11 protein-coding genes and 1 pseudogene are annotated in these 15,577 nt (G+C 72.2%); 8 read left to right on the top strand and 4 right to left on the bottom strand.

Annotated elements, in window-relative coordinates:
* The first annotated feature begins 16 nt into the window (after positions 1–16).
* Genes ACIA6T_RS09600 through ACIA6T_RS09590 form a run of 3 tightly spaced genes read left to right on the top strand, consistent with a single transcriptional unit; the run spans position 17 to position 2,434 of the window.
* Complete coding sequence (locus ACIA6T_RS09600) at positions 17–805, top strand: ABC transporter ATP-binding protein (RefSeq protein ID WP_399445992.1); 789 nt, start codon at positions 17–19, stop codon at positions 803–805.
* Entirely contained in the window at positions 792–1,688 is an 897-nt protein-coding gene (locus ACIA6T_RS09595; protein ID WP_399445991.1) for an ABC transporter permease, read from the top strand. The genes ACIA6T_RS09600 and ACIA6T_RS09595 overlap by 14 nt, the downstream gene beginning before the upstream one ends.
* A gap of 8 nt (positions 1,689–1,696) precedes the next feature.
* On the top strand, positions 1,697–2,434 hold the full coding sequence (locus tag ACIA6T_RS09590) for a sirohydrochlorin chelatase (protein WP_399445990.1): 738 nt from the start codon (positions 1,697–1,699) through the stop codon (positions 2,432–2,434).
* Positions 2,435–2,436: 2 nt separating this feature from the next.
* Here ACIA6T_RS09590 and ACIA6T_RS09585 read toward each other — a convergent pair whose 3' ends face one another.
* Positions 2,437–2,988 (bottom strand): DUF1697 domain-containing protein, encoded by a 552-nt coding sequence (locus ACIA6T_RS09585; RefSeq protein ID WP_399445989.1) that lies wholly within the window; start codon positions 2,986–2,988, stop codon positions 2,437–2,439.
* A gap of 270 nt (positions 2,989–3,258) precedes the next feature.
* Here ACIA6T_RS09585 and ACIA6T_RS09580 point away from each other — a divergent pair, with 270 nt between their 5' ends.
* On the top strand, positions 3,259–5,514 hold the full coding sequence (locus ACIA6T_RS09580) for an MMPL family transporter (protein ID WP_399445988.1): 2,256 nt from the start codon (positions 3,259–3,261) through the stop codon (positions 5,512–5,514).
* 212 nt (positions 5,515–5,726) lie between these two features.
* Here ACIA6T_RS09580 and mgt read toward each other — a convergent pair whose 3' ends face one another.
* Positions 5,727–6,968 carry a macrolide-inactivating glycosyltransferase gene (gene mgt, locus ACIA6T_RS09575; protein ID WP_399445987.1) on the bottom strand — a complete coding sequence of 414 codons (1,242 nt, stop codon included), beginning with the start codon at positions 6,966–6,968 and terminating at the stop codon, positions 5,727–5,729.
* Positions 6,969–7,143: 175 nt separating this feature from the next.
* On the opposite strand from mgt, the gene ACIA6T_RS09570 reads away from it, so the two are divergent.
* A complete protein-coding gene (locus ACIA6T_RS09570; protein WP_399445986.1) occupies positions 7,144–8,007 on the top strand; it encodes a phosphotransferase in 864 nt (287 codons plus the stop codon).
* 175 nt (positions 8,008–8,182) lie between these two features.
* Here ACIA6T_RS09570 and ACIA6T_RS09565 read toward each other — a convergent pair whose 3' ends face one another.
* Positions 8,183–8,905: a 3'-5' exonuclease gene (locus ACIA6T_RS09565; RefSeq protein WP_399445985.1), complete on the bottom strand. Its 723-nt coding sequence runs from the start codon at positions 8,903–8,905 to the stop codon at positions 8,183–8,185.
* Positions 8,906–9,013: 108 nt separating this feature from the next.
* Positions 9,014–10,285: an SAV2148 family HEPN domain-containing protein gene (locus tag ACIA6T_RS09560; RefSeq protein ID WP_399446068.1), complete on the bottom strand. Its 1,272-nt coding sequence runs from the start codon at positions 10,283–10,285 to the stop codon at positions 9,014–9,016.
* Between the two features lie 271 nt (positions 10,286–10,556).
* Between ACIA6T_RS09560 and glgX the strand changes: the two genes are divergently transcribed.
* From glgX to ACIA6T_RS09545, 3 genes and pseudogenes are all read left to right on the top strand, one after another.
* A complete protein-coding gene (gene glgX / locus ACIA6T_RS09555) occupies positions 10,557–12,695 on the top strand; it encodes a glycogen debranching protein GlgX (protein ID WP_399445984.1) in 2,139 nt (712 codons plus the stop codon).
* Positions 12,696–12,778: 83 nt separating this feature from the next.
* A complete protein-coding gene (gene treY / locus ACIA6T_RS09550) occupies positions 12,779–15,136 on the top strand; it encodes a malto-oligosyltrehalose synthase (RefSeq protein WP_399445983.1) in 2,358 nt (785 codons plus the stop codon).
* Positions 15,137–15,266: 130 nt separating this feature from the next.
* Positions 15,267–15,452, top strand: a pseudogene (locus tag ACIA6T_RS09545) (hypothetical protein); the annotation flags it as partial.
* Positions 15,453–15,577 lie beyond the last annotated feature (125 nt).

Raw genomic sequence — 15,577 nt, 5'->3', positions numbered from 1 at the left:
CCAGGAGGTGACGACCATGGCCACGACCCTCGCCAAGGCCGCCGACGGCATCGGGGCGGCCACCCACGCCGCCCGCATCGAGCATGTCTCGAAGTCGTTCGCGGGCCCCGCCGGACAGCAGCTCGTGCTGGACGACATCAGCCTCGATGTCGCGCCCGGTGAGTTCGTCACCCTCCTGGGTGCCTCGGGCTGCGGCAAGTCCACACTGCTCAACCTGGTCGCGGGGCTCGACCGCCCCACGGCCGGCACGATCAGCACGGACGGGCGGCCGGCCCTGATGTTCCAGGAGCACGCCCTCTTCCCGTGGCTGACCGCGGGGAAGAACATCGAACTCGCCCTGAAGCTGCGGGGCGTGCAGAAGAACGAGCGCCGCGAGCGGGCCGAGGAGCTGCTGGAGCTCGTCCGGCTGAAGGGCTCGCACGGCAAGCGGGTGCACGAGCTGTCCGGCGGTATGCGGCAGCGCGTGGCGCTGGCGCGGGCGATCGCCCAGGACAGCCGGCTGCTGCTGATGGACGAGCCGTTCGCGGCGCTGGACGCCATCACCCGGGACGTGCTGCACGACGAGCTGACCAGGATCTGGAGCGAGACGCGGCTCTCCGTCCTGTTCGTCACGCACAACGTGCGCGAGGCCGTGCGGCTCGCGCAGCGGGTGGTGCTGCTGTCCTCCCGTCCGGGCCGGGTCGCCCGCGAGTGGACGGTGGGCATCCCGCATCCGCGCCGTATCGAGGACACCGCCGTGGCGGAACTGTCCGTCGAGATCACCGAAGAACTCCGTGGGGAGATCCGCCGTCATGGCCAGCACTGAGACGACCGCGAAGGACAAGGACGGGGGCGACCTCGCCGGTCTGGAGGCGGGCCTCGACGCACTGGAGACGGTGCAGACCGGACGCAAGCCGTTCCGGCAGACCTTCGTGGAGAAGATCCTGCCGCCCCTCATCGCCATCGCCCTGGTGCTGGCGGTGTGGCAGGCCCTGGTGTCGTTCGAGATCGTCGACGATCCGACCAAGCTGCCCTCGCCGGGCGCCGTGTGGGACGTCCTGCGTGAGGCGTGGCTCCAGGGCGAGCTGCTCGGCTACATCTGGACCAGCGTCTCGCGCGGTCTGCTCGGCTTCTTCTTCGCGCTGCTGATCGGCACCCCGCTGGGGCTGCTGGTGGCGCGGGTGAAGTTCGTGCGCGCGGCGATCGGGCCGATCCTGTCCGGTCTGCAGTCGCTGCCGTCGGTGGCGTGGGTGCCGCCGGCGGTGATCTGGCTGGGTCTGAACAACCAGATGATGTACGCCGTCATCCTGCTCGGCGCGGTCCCCTCGATCGCCAACGGCCTGGTCTCCGGCGTCGACCAGGTGCCCCCGCTGTTCCTGCGGGCCGGCCGGACGCTGGGCGCGACGGGACTGAAGGGCACCTGGCACATCGTGCTGCCGGCCGCGCTGCCGGGCTATGTGGCGGGTCTGAAGCAGGGCTGGGCGTTCTCCTGGCGTTCGCTGATGGCCGCGGAGATCATCGCCTCCTTCCCGGACCTCGGCGTGGGCCTCGGCCAGCTCCTGGAGAACGGCCGCAACGCCAGCGACATGGCCATGGTCTTCGAGGCCATCCTGCTGATCCTGACCGTCGGTATCGCCATCGACCTGCTGATCTTCAGCCCGCTGGAGCGGTGGGTGCTGCGCAGCCGCGGTCTGCTGGTGAAGGGCTGAGGAACACCATGCGCCGTCCGGTACTTCTCGTCGTCGCCCACGGCAGCCGCGACCCGCGGCACGCCGCGACCGTGCACGCCCTGGTGCGGCGGGTGCGGTCGCTGCGGCCGGGGCTGCGCGTGGAGACCGGGTTCCTGGACTTCAACATCCCTGCCGTCAAAGGGGTGCTGGAGTCCCTGGACGCGGAGGGCGTCCGCGATGTGGTCGCCCTCCCGCTGCTGCTGACCCGCGCCTTCCACGCCAAGGCGGACATCCCGGCGGTGCTGGCGGATGCGCCGTCGCGGCTGCGGATCCGCCAGGCCGAGGTGCTGGGCCCGTCCCCGCTGCTGACGTCGGCGCTGGAGCGCCGGCTGTACGAGGCGGGCCTCACGCCCGCCGACAAGTCCTCGACCGGGGTCGTACTGGCCTCGGCGGGGTCCTCCGACCCGGAGGCGATCGCAGTGATCGCAGAAATCGCGCGGGAGTGGCGGCACACCGGTTGGTGCGCCGTGCGGCCTGCGTTCGCCTCCGCATCCCTGCCCCGCACCGAGCAGGCGGTACGCGAACTGCGCGCCCTCGGCTGCGCACGCGTCGCCGTCGCCCCGTACGTCCTGGCCCCCGGCTTCCTCCCGGACCGGATCGCCCGGGGCGCGGCGGAGGCGGACGTCCTGGCGGATGTCCTGGGTCCGGCGCCGGAGGTGGCGCGGGTGCTGCTGGAGCGGTACGACGAGGCGCGGGTGCCGCTGCTCGCGGCGGTCGGCGCCTGAGCTCAGTCTCCTGTGAGCTCCACCAGTTTGAGCACCGTGTTCCAGTTGCGGCTGGTGGCGACCACGCCCTTGGTGACACGGGGCCTGGCCAGGTGTTCGGCGAGTTTGGAGCGGCCCAGGCCGTTCGGGGCGTACAGGTAGAGCGCGCGGTCGCCGAGGCGGAACTCCTCGGGCAGGTACGACTCCTGGTCGATCTCGGCGAAGCGCCCGGGGGTGACGGGCGCGGAGAAGTAGGTGACGTGGAGCTGCTTGGGCTCCAGTTCGCCGGCCGGGAACGGGCAGGCGTCGACGATCCCCTCCAGATAGGCGTGGTCGCGCACGATCACGTCCACGGCGAAGCCGAAGTGCCGCTCGACGGCCGCCGACAGCTCTGCTGCCAGTGACTCCTCGTCGCCGTGCGTGGCGGTGAACACCGCCTGGCCGCTCTGCAGGTGGGTGCGCACCCCGTCGTGACCGAGCCCTTCCATGAGGGCGCGCAGTTCGGCCATCGGGACTTTCCTGCTGCCGCCCACGTTGATCCCGCGCAGCAGCGCCGCGTACCTCGTCGTCGCCATGCGCACACCCTAGGACGGCCGTCGTACCCCGCGGGGGTGTGCCCGACGGCGGCGGCGCACCGGAACCCTGATCACCGGCCCCGACACGCCCGGGTAGGTGTAGGGGGCCGCTGTCCTCCCCAGTGGGGAGGAGACGGGCGCCGATGGGATGACCCGGGGTTCCCGAGCTTCACCGGACAGCACGACGATACGGGCTTATCCGGCCCATACCTTCGAAAGTGTCAGGTGGCGGCAGGGGGTCGCTGCCGAACACGAGGGAGCGAGCCCGTCATGGGGAACGGAGAATCACGGGTGCGGGGCCTCGCCGCACGGGCCGGCGGCTGGAGCGCCCGGCACCGCTGGGCGGCCGTCGGCATCTGGGTGCTGTTCGTCGTGCTGGCGATGGGACTCGGTTCGGCCGCGGGCCGGGTCGACGTCGGTGACAGCGATCAGCTCAAGGGAGAGACCAGCACCGCCGCCCGCATCATCGAGGACGCCGGCATCGAGGAGCCGGCCGGTGAGACCGTGCTCCTCCAGGCGAAGGGCGAGGGCCTCACGGCCACGGACGCCGAGTTCCGGTCGGCGGTCACCGCGGTCCTCACGGCCGTGGAGAAGACCGGCGAGGCCACGGACGTCACCTCGCCGTACGAGAGCGACACCATCTCGAAGGACGGGCGCAGCGCGCTGGTCCAGTTCGACATACGGGGTGACTCGGACACCGCCGGTGAGCGGATCGAGCCGGTGCTGAACGCCGTGGAGGAGGTCCAGAAGGACCACGAGTCGCTGCGGATCGAGGAGATCGGCGGCGCCAGCATGATGAAGACGTTCGACGACGCGTTCGGCGACGACTTCAAGAAGGCCGAGTACTCCGCGGTGCCGGTGGCCCTCGGCATCCTGCTGATCGCGTTCGGCGCGCTGGTGGCGGCGCTGCTGCCGGTGGCGCTGGCGATCACCGCGATCATGGCGACGATGGGTCTGATGGGACTGGTCAGCCATCTGCAGCCGATGAGCGAGACCGCGAACTCGGTGATGCTGCTGGTCGGCCTGGCCGTCGGCGTCGACTACTGCCTGTTCTACCTGCGCCGCGAGCGTGAGGAGCGGGCGGCCGGACGGGACGCGCAGACCGCGCTGCGGATCGCCGCCGCCACCAGTGGCCGCGCGATCGTCGTCTCCGGTGTCACGGTGTGTGTGGCCATGGCGGGCATGCTGTTCACCGGGCTCGCCGAGTTCGAGGCGATGGGCCTGGCCTCGCTGATGGTCGTGGCCGTCGCCATGGTCGGCTCCGTCACCGTCCTGCCCGCGCTCCTCTCGCTGCTGGGCGAGCGGGTCGAGAAGGGCCGCGTGCCGTTCCTGCGCCGGCGCCGCGCCGGCGGCAACGGTGACAGCCGGTTCTGGTCGGCCGTACTGAAGCGGGTGCTCGCCAAGCCGGTGCTGTCGGTCGTGGTGGCGACCGGTGCGCTGCTGGCCGTGGCCGCTCCGGCGGTCGGGATGAAGACGCAGAACCTCACCCTCGACCAGGAGTTCGGCGACTCGCTGCCGATCGTGCAGACGTACAACCGGGTCAACGACGCCTTCCCCGGCGGCTCCGAGCCGGCCGAGGTGGTCGTCAAGGCGGACGACATCAACGCGCCCGAGGTGAAGGCCGCGCTCGCCGAGTTCCGTGAGCGGGCGATCAGTTCGGGGGCCTCGCGCGGCCCGGTCGAGATCAAGCTGCACGACCAGCAGAACGTCGCGTTCGTCTACGTACCGCTGGTGGGCGGCTCCGACCAGGACAAGGCGGGCGAGAGCCTGGAGACGCTGCGCGACGAGGTACGGCCCGCCACACTCGGGGAGGTCGACGGCGTCGAGGCGCCGATCACCGGGCAGGTCGCCGGGAACAAGGACTTCAACGACCAGCTGGTCGGCTCCGTCGTCCCGGTCTTCGCCTTCGTGGTGGTCTTCGCCTTCCTGGTGATGCTGCTGTCGTTCCGCTCGCTGACGGTCGCGATCACCTCGATCGTGCTGAACCTGCTGTCGGTGGGCGCCGCGTACGGCATCCTCGTGGCGGTCTTCCAGCACGGCTGGGGCGCGTCCCTGGTGGGCGCGGAGGGCGTCGGCGCGATCATCACCTGGCTGCCGCTGTTCCTCTTCGTGATCCTGTTCGGCCTGTCGACGGACTACCACGTGTTCGTGGTCTCCCGGATCCGCGAGGCCCGGCTGCGGGGCCGTACGACGCGGGACGCGGTCCAGCACGGCGTGGTCACCACGGCCGGCGTGGTCACCAGTGCCGCGGTCATCATGGTCGCCGTGTTCGGGATCTTCGGGACGCTGTCCATGCAGTCCATGAAGCAGATGGGCGTCGGCCTCGCGGCGGCGGTGCTGATCGACGCGACGATCATCCGGGGCGTGCTGCTGCCCGCGGTGATGACACTGCTCGGCGAGCGCAACTGGTACCTGCCGAAGTGGCTGCACCGGATGCCCGACCTGACCCACGACGAGTCACCGGAGGCGGTGGCGGTGGCACCGCCGGCGTCGCGGGACGACGAGGGGGAGCGGGTGCCGGTCTGATCCGGTAGCGCGACGAGGGCCCGGCGGGTTTCCGCCGGGCCCTTCTCACAACTGCGGGCAATCGTGCCTCCCCCAGTGCCTTAAGGGCCTGGGAGGTACCCCCAGGGCGGCACGGGTGGGCGGTGGGGGTACCTCCCGCTCGAGCGGAGCCGAGAGTGGGGGAGGCACCCCGCAAGCGCCGGGCCGCGCGACCCGCCCCGCCCGCAGCCACGTCAACGCCTCGTAGGCAGCTCCGCCTCGATGAGGTCGGCCGCCCTTCGGGTGCCGCCCTCCTCCGCCATGTCGGCCTGGATGTCCTTCAGCCGCCGCGCGACCTCCGGGTCGTCCACCAGGGTGAGGGCCGCCGCCCTCAGCACCTCCGCGTTCGCCTCGCCGGCCGGAACATGCCGCGCCACCCCCAGCCCCTGAAGCATGTCCGCGTTGCCGAACTGGTCCACGGCCTGCGGTACGGCGATCATCGGGGTGGCCGTGGCCAGCCCCTCCTGGCTGCCGCCGGCCCCCGCGTGGGTGACGAACAGGTCGGCCTGCCTCAGGATCGCGAGCTGCGGCACCCAGGACCGCACCTCGACGTTCTCCGGTACGTCCCCCAGCTCGGCGGGGTCGACGTGCCTGCCGACCTGGAGCACCAGATGCCAGCCGGGCAGGTCGGCGAACGCCTTGACGCACTCCCGGTAGAAGGCCGGCTGCTTGGTGAAGGACGACCCGAGCGACACCAGGACGACCTTCTCGGCCCCGGCGGGCCGCTGCCAGTCGCCCTCGGCGCTCCGGTCGCCCTGGCAGGCCCCGACGAAGGAGTACACGCTCTCGTCGACCCGGTCGGCGTGGGGCTGGAGCGCCTTGGGGATCAGGACGATGGAGCGGGCGGGGCGGCCCCCGAAGTCGTCGGGGTGCATGGTGATCCCGTTCTCCTCCAGCCAGGCGTGGTAGCGGGCGTAGTAGGCCTGCCCCCGCTCGGTCTTCTTCGGCTCCTCCCACATGGGCCCGGCGATCTCCTCCTCGTACCCGTCCCAGGCGACGAGGTTCGGCGAGAGGGAGACCGCGGGCACGCCCCAGCGGTGGGCGAGCACGCGGGCCGGGTAGGAGGTGATGTCGTGCAGCACCAGGTCGGGGGTGTCACCCTCGTAGGCCTCGATGAGCTGCGGAAGCGCCTGGATGGCGTCGGCGAGGAACGGCTCCACGTTGTCCAGCAGGGTGGTGCCCCAGGCCGACGGGTCGTCGTCGGGACCCGGCAGCGTGCTGTTCCACAGTTTGGGCTCGGCGCCGGTCTCGGCGACCTTCTCCTCGAACAGCGGCGGAATCGCGTACGTGACCCGGTGGCCGCGCGCCACGAGCTCGCGGATCACCTCGAGGCTCGGGTTCACGTGCCCGTGGGCGGCGATGGAGAACATGGCGATGTGCGCGGGAGTGGTCATGCGCCGACAGTAAACGAGACGATACGTCTCGTGCAACAGCATTTCGCGCGCCGCTCAGCGCTGGTGGCGGGCCAGGACCGGGTTCCCGTCCTCCTCCAGCCGTTCGCGCAGCTCGTCGAGGCACCGCGCACACCGCCGCCACCCGCGCGAATGCGAAACTGACCGACGGATGGCCGGATACCGGCGGTCGGACGCGCACGGACACGGAGGCGGACGGATGGACGAGGCACGGGCGCGGGACGTACTCGCGGCGGTCGGGGTGCTGCCCGGTGCGGCGGCGGACGCGCGGCTGCTCGCCCTCGGTGAGAACGCGGTGTTCGCCACCGATGGCCTGGTCGTCAAGGTGGGCCGGGACACCGAGCTGCTGGAGCGGGCCCGCCGGGAGCTGACCGTCGCGGGATGGCTGGCGGAACAGGGCGTACCGGCGGTGCGGGCGGCCGAGCCGGAGGCGCTGCTGGTCGACGGTCACCCGGTGACCGTGTGGCACCGGCTGCCGGAGGCGGTACGGCCCGCCGAACCCCGGGATCTGGCCGGGCTGCTGCGGCTGGTGCACGCACTGCCCGCTCCCCCGTTCCCGCTGCCGCCCCGCGAGCTGCTGGGCGGTGTGGAACGCTGGCTGCGGCTGGCGGGCGACGCCGTCGACCCCGCGGACGCGGCGTACCTGCGCGAGCGGCGCGACGGTTTCGCGGCGGCCGCGGCGGCGCTGACGCCCGAGCTGCCGCGGGGGCCCATCCACGGGGACGCGCTGCCCCGCAACGTGTACATCGGGCCGGACGGGGCGGTCCTGACCGACCTGGAGACCTTCTCGGCCGACCTGCGCGAGCACGACCTGGTGGTCATGGCCCTCTCGCACGACCGCTACGGGCTGCCGGACGAGGCGTACGCGTCCTTCACCGCCGCCTACGGCTGGGACGTGCGCGCCTGGGAGGGCTGCTCGGTGCTGCGCGGCGCGCGGGAGACCGCCAGCTGCGCCTGGGTCGCCCAGCACGCCCCGAACAACCCCAAGGCGCTGGCCGAGTTCCGGCGCCGGGTGGCGTCGCTGCGGGACGGGGACGAGACCGTGCGCTGGTACCCCTTCTGACCGTTCCTGGTCAGTGAGCGGAAGTGAGTCCTGGACCCATGTACCAGCGTGCACGGGCCACGTCGCAGTCGATGCGGTAGGCGACGGCCCGGTTCGCCTCGACCCGGCCGGCCCACTCCTGTCCGCGGTGCGCGAAGGTGACCGGCCGGTGAGGACATACCGGCCGCCCGGCGCGTCAGACCCGCTCGCCCGCCGGCTCCCGCAGCGGCCAGGTGCCGTCGATCACCGCGGTGGTGTCGCCCTTGCGGCGCAGGAAGTCCTGGAAGTCCGCCGCCCACGCGGCGTACCACTCGATCTGGCGGCGGTGCAGCTCCGCCGGGTCGAGGGCCGCCACCTTGGGGTGGCGGCCGGCTATCGCACAGGCCAGCCGGGCCGCGGCGAGGGCGTCGGCGGTCGCGTCGTGCGCCGCGTCGAGGACGACGCCGTACTCCGCGCAGACCGCTTCGAGGTTGCGCTTGCCGCGCCGGTAGCGGTCGACGGAGCGGTCGATGGTGTACGGATCGATGACCGGGCCGGGATCGGCGCCGCCCAGGCGGTCGCGCAGGGACGGCAGCCCGTACCGCCGCAGTTCGGCGGAGAGCAGGGACAGGTCGAAGGCGGCGTTGTAGGCGACGACCGGGACGCCCGTCTTCCAGTGGGCGGTGAGGACGTCGGCGATGGCGTCGGCGACCCGGTCGGCGGGGCTGCCCTCGGCGGTCGCGCGTTCGTTGCTGATGCCGTGGACGGCCACCGCGTCCTCCGGGATGGGTACGCCCGGGTCGGCCAGCCACTCCCGGCGGTCCCCCGGCTCTCCCGCCCTGACCTCGATCACGGCCCCCGTGACGATCCGTGCCTCGCGCGGGTCGGTACCCGTCGTCTCCAGGTCGAAGCCGATCAGCGGCTCCCGGTGCCAGCCCATGGGCCGTCCCCCTTCTGTGTGGTGCGTTCCCCCAGTGGTTCCCACCTTCGCACGCACCACTGACAATCAGAGGATCGCGTTCCGCTTACCGGCCCCGACCCGGGGCATTCACGACACTGGGCGCGAATCCGTCCACATCAGCTCGAATTCCTCGCGGTAGGTGGGGAACAGCCCGCCCTCCTCGACTTCACCCGGCTTGACCACTTTGGTCCCGTTGCGCAGGACCAGTACCGGTGCCTCCATGCCCCGGGCCCGGCGCAGATGGTTCTGCACGACCGCGATGCCGTCCGACCCGTCCCCGTCCACGAGGTAGGCGGTGCAGCGGGGCGTCTCGTCGTAGACCTGGATCTCGAAGGCCCCGGGGTCGCGCAGCCGGGAGCGGACCCGGCGCATGTGCAGGATGCTCATCTCGACGCTGCGGCCGAGCTCGCCGCGCTTGAGGCCGAGTTCGCGCTCACGGCGCTTGACCGCGCTGGAGGCCGGGTTCAGGAACAGCAGCCGCACCCGGCAGCCGGACTCCGCCAGCCGCACCAGACGGCGCCCGGAGAAGTTCTGCACCAGCAGGTTGAGGCCGATGCCGAGGGCGTCGAGCCGGCGGGCCCCGCCGAAGATGTCCTCGGCCGGGAACTGGCGCAGCAGCCGCACCCGGTCCGGGTGGACGGCGACCACGTCGGCGTACCGGTCGCCGACCAGGTCCTCGACCGCGTCGACGGGCAGCCGGCGCGCGGACGGCACGTCGCCGCCGGCGCCGAGCATCTCAAGGAGCCGCGCGGAGGCCCGCTCGGCCTGGGCGAGGACCGCCTCGGACAGCGCGCGGTTGCGGGAGACGACGTTGCGGGTGACCTCCAGCTCGTCCAGGGCGAGTTCGACGTCCCGGCGGTCGTCGAAGTACGGCTCGAAGCAGGGCCAGTGCGCCACCATCAGCTCGCGCAGCTGCGGCAGCGTGAGGAAGGACAGGACGTTGTCGTCGGCCGGGTCGAGCAGATAGCCCTTGCGGCGGCTGACCTCGCGCACGGCGACCGCGCGCTGCACCCACTCCTGCCCGGCGGGTCCGGCGGCGGCGACCACCCAGTCGTCGCCGTGCACGGGCTCGTAGACGGGCCGCAGCACGGCCGCCACGACCGCGCGCAGCCGCTGCTCGACGAGGTTCAGCCAGATGTAGGCGCGGCCGGCCCGCTGGGCGCGGGTGCGCACCTCGCGCCAGGCGTCGGCGCCCCAGTCCAGCTCCGGCCCGATCGAGCCCGCGTCCATCGGCCGTGCCAGGGACACCGCACCGGGCGGGACGTCCGTGGAACCACTCCCCTCGTGACCGCCGTCACCAGGGGGCAGTTCCAGCCCTCCCGCGCCCACCCGCTTACCGCCTTCCGCTCCCCCGAGCACTCCCGTCCCGACGATCAAGGAGAGTACTCCGCCAGCGGCGCGCGGTGCAGCCCGATGGACAGGGTCGTTTCCCAACTTCCCGCAATCACGGGACCGTTCCGCCCCGAGGGCCCCCGGGAGTGAGCTGATTCATAGCGGGGCAAGCGGTGGGCACGGGTCATCGGACCCGGCGGACCTGGGTAGAAGGTGATTCCCGTCCGTTCGGGGAGACACGGAAACACTCGGAGCCAAGGCGCCCCACCGGCGCCGTACACCTGAAAGAGTCGTATCCATGCAGGTCTGGCCTGGCGAGGCGTATCCGCTCGGTGCCACGTACGACGGCGCCGGAACGAACTTCGCGGTCTTCACGGAGGCCGCGGACCGAGTGGAGCTGTGTCTGCTGCACGACGACGGCTCCGAGACCGCGATCGAACTGCGCGAGAGCGACGCGTTCGTGCGGCACGCGTACCTGCCCGGGGTCATGCCCGGGCAGCGGTACGGCTTCCGTGCGCACGGGCCGTACGCCCCCGAGCGGGGGCTGCGCTGCAATTCGGCGAAGCTGCTGCTCGACCCGTACGCGCGTGCGATCAGCGGGGAGATCGACTGGGGCGAGGAGGTGTACGGCTACCACTTCGACGACCGCGACCGCCGCAACGACCTCGACTCGGCACCGCACACGATGACGTCGGTCGTGGTCAATCCGTACTTCGACTGGGGCGACGACCGGCGCCCCCGTACGGAGTACCACCACACGGTGATCTACGAGGCCCACGTCAAGGGCCTCACCATGCGCCACCCGGGGCTGCCCGAGGAGCTGCGCGGCACCTACGCGGCCCTCGCGCACCCTGCGGTGATCGAGCACCTGACCGAGCTGGGGGTGACGGCGCTGGAGCTGATGCCGGTGCACCAGTTCGTCAACGACCACCGCCTGGTGGACATGGGCCTGAACAACTACTGGGGCTACAACACGATCGGTTTCTTCGCCCCGCACAACGCCTACGCGTCCTGGGGCGACCGGGGCCAGCAGGTGCTGGAGTTCAAGTCGGCGGTGAAGGCGCTGCACGAGGCGGGGATCGAGGTGATCCTCGACGTGGTCTACAACCACACCGCCGAGGGCAACCACCTGGGTCCGACCCTGTCCCTCAAGGGCCTCGACAACCCCTCGTACTACCGGCTGACCGACGATCCCCAGTACTACATGGACACGACGGGCACGGGGAACTCCCTGCTCATGCGGTCCCCGCACGTACTGCAGATGATCATGGACTCGCTGCGGTACTGGGTCACCGAGATGCACGTCGACGGGTTCCGCTTCGACCTGGCGGCGACCCTCGCGCGGCAGTTCCACGAGGTGGACCGGCTGTCGTCGTTCTTCGACCTGGTGCAGCAGGACCCGATCGTCTCCCAGGTGAAGCTGATCGCCGAGCCGTGGGACGTGGGCGAGGGCGGCTACCAGGTGGGCAACTTCCCGCCGCTGTGGACCGAGTGGAACGGCAAGTATCGCGACACCGTGCGGGACCTGTGGCGGGGCGAGCCGCGCGCGCTCGCGGAGTTCGCCTCCCGGCTGACCGGCTCCTCCGACCTGTACCAGGACGACGGGCGGCGCCCGCTGGCCTCGATCAACTTCGTCACCTGCCACGACGGCTTCACCCTGCACGACCTCGTGTCGTACAACGACAAGCACAACGCGGCCAACGGCGAGGACAACCGGGACGGCGAGAGCCACAACCGGTCCTGGAACTGCGGTGCCGAGGGCGGGACCGACGACCCGGACGTGCTGCGGCTGCGGGCCCGGCAGATGCGCAACTTCATCGCCACGCTGATGCTGTCCCAGGGCGTGCCGATGATCAGCCACGGCGACGAGGTGGCCCGCACCCAGCACGGCAACAACAACGCCTACTGCCAGGACAACGAGCTGGCCTGGCTGGACTGGCCCACGCCCGGCGAGGGGGAGGACGGCGGGGAGGACATGCGCCGGCAGCTGCTGGAGTTCACCCGCGCGATGGTGTGGCTGCGCAAGGACCACCCGGTGTTCCGGCGGCGCCGCTTCTTCCACGGCCGGCCGGTGGAGGGCACCCACGACGACCTCTCCGACATCGCCTGGTTCACTCCCGGGGGCGCGGAGATGACCCAGCGGGACTGGGACTCCGCGCGGGCGTCGGCGCTGACGGTGTTCCTCAACGGCAACGCGATCTCCGAGCCCGGTCAGCGCGGGGAGCGCATCACGGACGACTCGTTCCTGCTGATGTTCAACGCCTCGCCGAAGCCGCTGGACTTCGTGGTGCCGGTCGACCACGGCCGGCAGTGGCAGGTCGTCGTCGACACCGCCCGCGCGGACGGCGTCCCGCCGGGGACCGGTCCGAAGGTGGCGGCCGGCACCCGGCTGACGCTGACCGACCGCAGCATGACGGTGTTGCAGCGGCCGGTGTAGGCGGGCGCGCGACCCCTTACGTTTTCGCCCCCGAACGGAGGAGCGATGGCACGAAACGCGGTCACGCGGGTACGTACGTTCCCATGACCCCTGAGCGACCTGACCCGGCGGTGCCCACGGCCACCTACCGGCTGCAGCTGCAGCCCGGCTTCCCGTTCCGGGCGGCGGCGGACGCCGTACCGTACGTGGCCTCGCTCGGCGTGTCCCATCTGCATCTGTCGCCCGTCCTGGAGGCCGTGCCCGGCTCGCAGCACGGCTACGACGTGGTGGACCACGCACGCGTGCGCGAGGAGCTGGGCGGCGAGGAGGGCCTGCGGGAGCTGGCGCGCACCGCGCGGGAGCACGGGCTCGGCCTGGTCGTGGACATCGTCCCGAACCACATGGCGATGTCCCCGCGCCACAACCCCGCCCTGTGGGAGGTGCTGCGCGACGGCCCCGCCTCGCGCCACGCGCGGTGGTTCGACATCGACTGGGAGGCGCAGGGCGGGCAGGTGCTGCTGCCGGTGCTCGGGGGGCCGCTCGGCCAGGAGGCCGAGCACCTGAAGACCGACGGCGACGTGCTGCGCTACTACGACCACGCGTTCCCGCTGCGCGAGGGGACGGCCGGGCTGCCACTGCCCGAGCTGCTGGACGCGCAGTGGTACCGCCCCGTGTGGTGGCGCCTGGCACGGACCGAGCTGAACTACCGGCGGTTCTTCAGCATCTCCGAGCTGATCGGGGTGCGGGTGGAGGATCCGGAGGTGTTCGAGGCCACCCACGCCAAGATCCTGGAGCTGCTCCGGGAGGGCGTGATCGACGGGCTGCGCGTCGACCACCCCGACGGGCTGGCCGACCCCGACGGCTATCTGCGGCGGCTGCACGAGGCCACGGGCGGCCGCTGGACGGTGGTGGAGAAGATCCTCTCCGACGGGGAGCCGCTGCCCGCCTCCTGGCCGGTCGCCGGCACCACCGGCTACGACGCACTGCGGCACGTGGACGGGCTGTTCACGGACCCGGCGGGGTTCGGGGAGCTGCTCGGCCGGTACCGGCGGTTCGCGGCCCCGCAGACGGACCGGGGCGGCGACTGGGACGCCACGGTCCGGCGGGCCGCGTACAAGGTGCTCACGCACGAGCTGGCCGCCGAGGTGGACCGGCTGGTCCGGCTGACGAGCCGGCTGTGCGCGACCGCTCCGGAGACCGGGTTGCGCGACCGCGCGCCCTGGGCGCTGCGCACCGCCCTCCAGGAGCTGCTGGTACGGCTGGAGGTGTACCGCCCGTACGACTCCGTGGACGCTTCCGCGGTGGTCACCGAGGAGGCCGCCGCCGAGGCCCGGCTCGCCTTCGCCGTCCCCGAGGAGGCCGGGGCGGTGGACGTCGTACGGGACCTGGTGCTCGGGCGGTACGGGGACGGCGCGGAGTACGTGGAGTTCCGTACGCGGTTCGCGCAGACCGCGTCGGCGCTGCGGGCCAAGGCCGTGGAGGACACGGCGTTCTACCGCTATGTGCCGCTGCTGTCGGCGACGGAGGTGGGCGGGAACCCCGGCGACCCGGCGGTGTCCCCGGAACGGTTCCACGCGTACTGCGCGCGCGTGCAGCGCGACTGGCCGTCGACCGGGACGGTCGTCTCGACGCACGACACCAAGCGCAGTGCCGATGTGCGGGCGGCGCTGCAGGTGCTCGCCGAGTGCCCGGAGCGCTGGGCGGACGTCCTGGCGGAGGTCACCCGCGCGGGCGAGGGCGTGCCGGACGCGCAGCTGGCGTGGGCGGCCTGGCAGACGGTGTTCGGGCTCGGCCCGGCGGAGGAGGAGCGGGTGCGGGGGGCGCTGCTGAAGCACGTGAGGGAGGCGGGCCTGTACACGAGCTGGACGGAGCAGGAGCCACCGTACGAGGAGGCGGTGGCGCGGTTCGTGGCGGCGGGACCGTGCGGGGTGCCGGGCGAGCGGGTGGCGGCGTTCCGCGCCTCGCTGGAGGCGCACATCCGGGCGAACGTCCTGGGTACGGCGCTGGTGCAGCTGACGATGCCGGGGGTGCCCGACCTCTACCAGGGCACGGAGCACGAGTACCGGGCGCTGGTCGACCCGGACAACCGGCGGCCCGCCCGGTTCACGGTCGACGGGAGCGACGGGAGCGGCAAGGAGGCGGTGACGCGGGCGGCGCTGGGGCTGCGGGCGCGGCGGCCGGACGTCTTCGGTGACACGGCCTCGTACGAACCGCTGTCCGCCGAGGGGCCCGCGGCGGCGCACTGCCTGGCCTTCGTGCGCTCCGGCGAGGTGCTCACCGCCGTGACCCGGCTGTCGCTCCGGCTGGCGGAGGCGGGCGGCTGGCGCGACACCCGTCTGCCCCTGCCACCGGGACGGTGGGCCGACGTGCTGGAGCCGGGACGGGAGTTCGGCGGGCACGCGCGCGTGGCGGAACTGCTCGGGCGCTCACCCGTGGCGCTGCTGGAACGGCTCCCGGACTGAGCGCCCTTGACACCGCCTCCTCACCGTGGGGTACTGCGCCATGCGGGTTCGGGTGGTGGTGACGGGGGTGGGTCCGCTGCTGGAGCTGCGCTATCCGACGGTGGCCGAACTGGTCTCCGCCGCCCGTGCGCTGGCGCGTTGGAGTGACGCGTTCGCCGGGCGTTTTCGGGCACGGTGGGTGCCGGTGGAGCATCAGGTCGAGCACCAGTGCCGTACGGTGCTGGTGACTGCGCGCCAGGCGCGCGAACAGGTCCTCCGACGTAGCTGCGCCCGCCCCGCCAACGCCGGGGGCGCGTACTTTCCAGACGGACCGTGAAGCAGCGCGCCGGCCCAGGTGCTCGTGTGTGTTGGTGCCGGGCGGGGGGGGCACTACGCAGCCCGGCGATGACGGGGTGCCGTCGCGCCCACCCGTGCCGCCCCAGCGGCACGACTGCCCGCGGG

It is taken from the genome of Streptomyces sp. NPDC051740 (assembly GCF_044453165.1).
GTDB lineage: Bacteria > Actinomycetota > Actinomycetes > Streptomycetales > Streptomycetaceae > Streptomyces > Streptomyces atrovirens.
The sequence above is the reverse complement of the archived record's forward strand: the minus strand, read 5'-3'. Positions and strand labels throughout refer to the sequence as shown.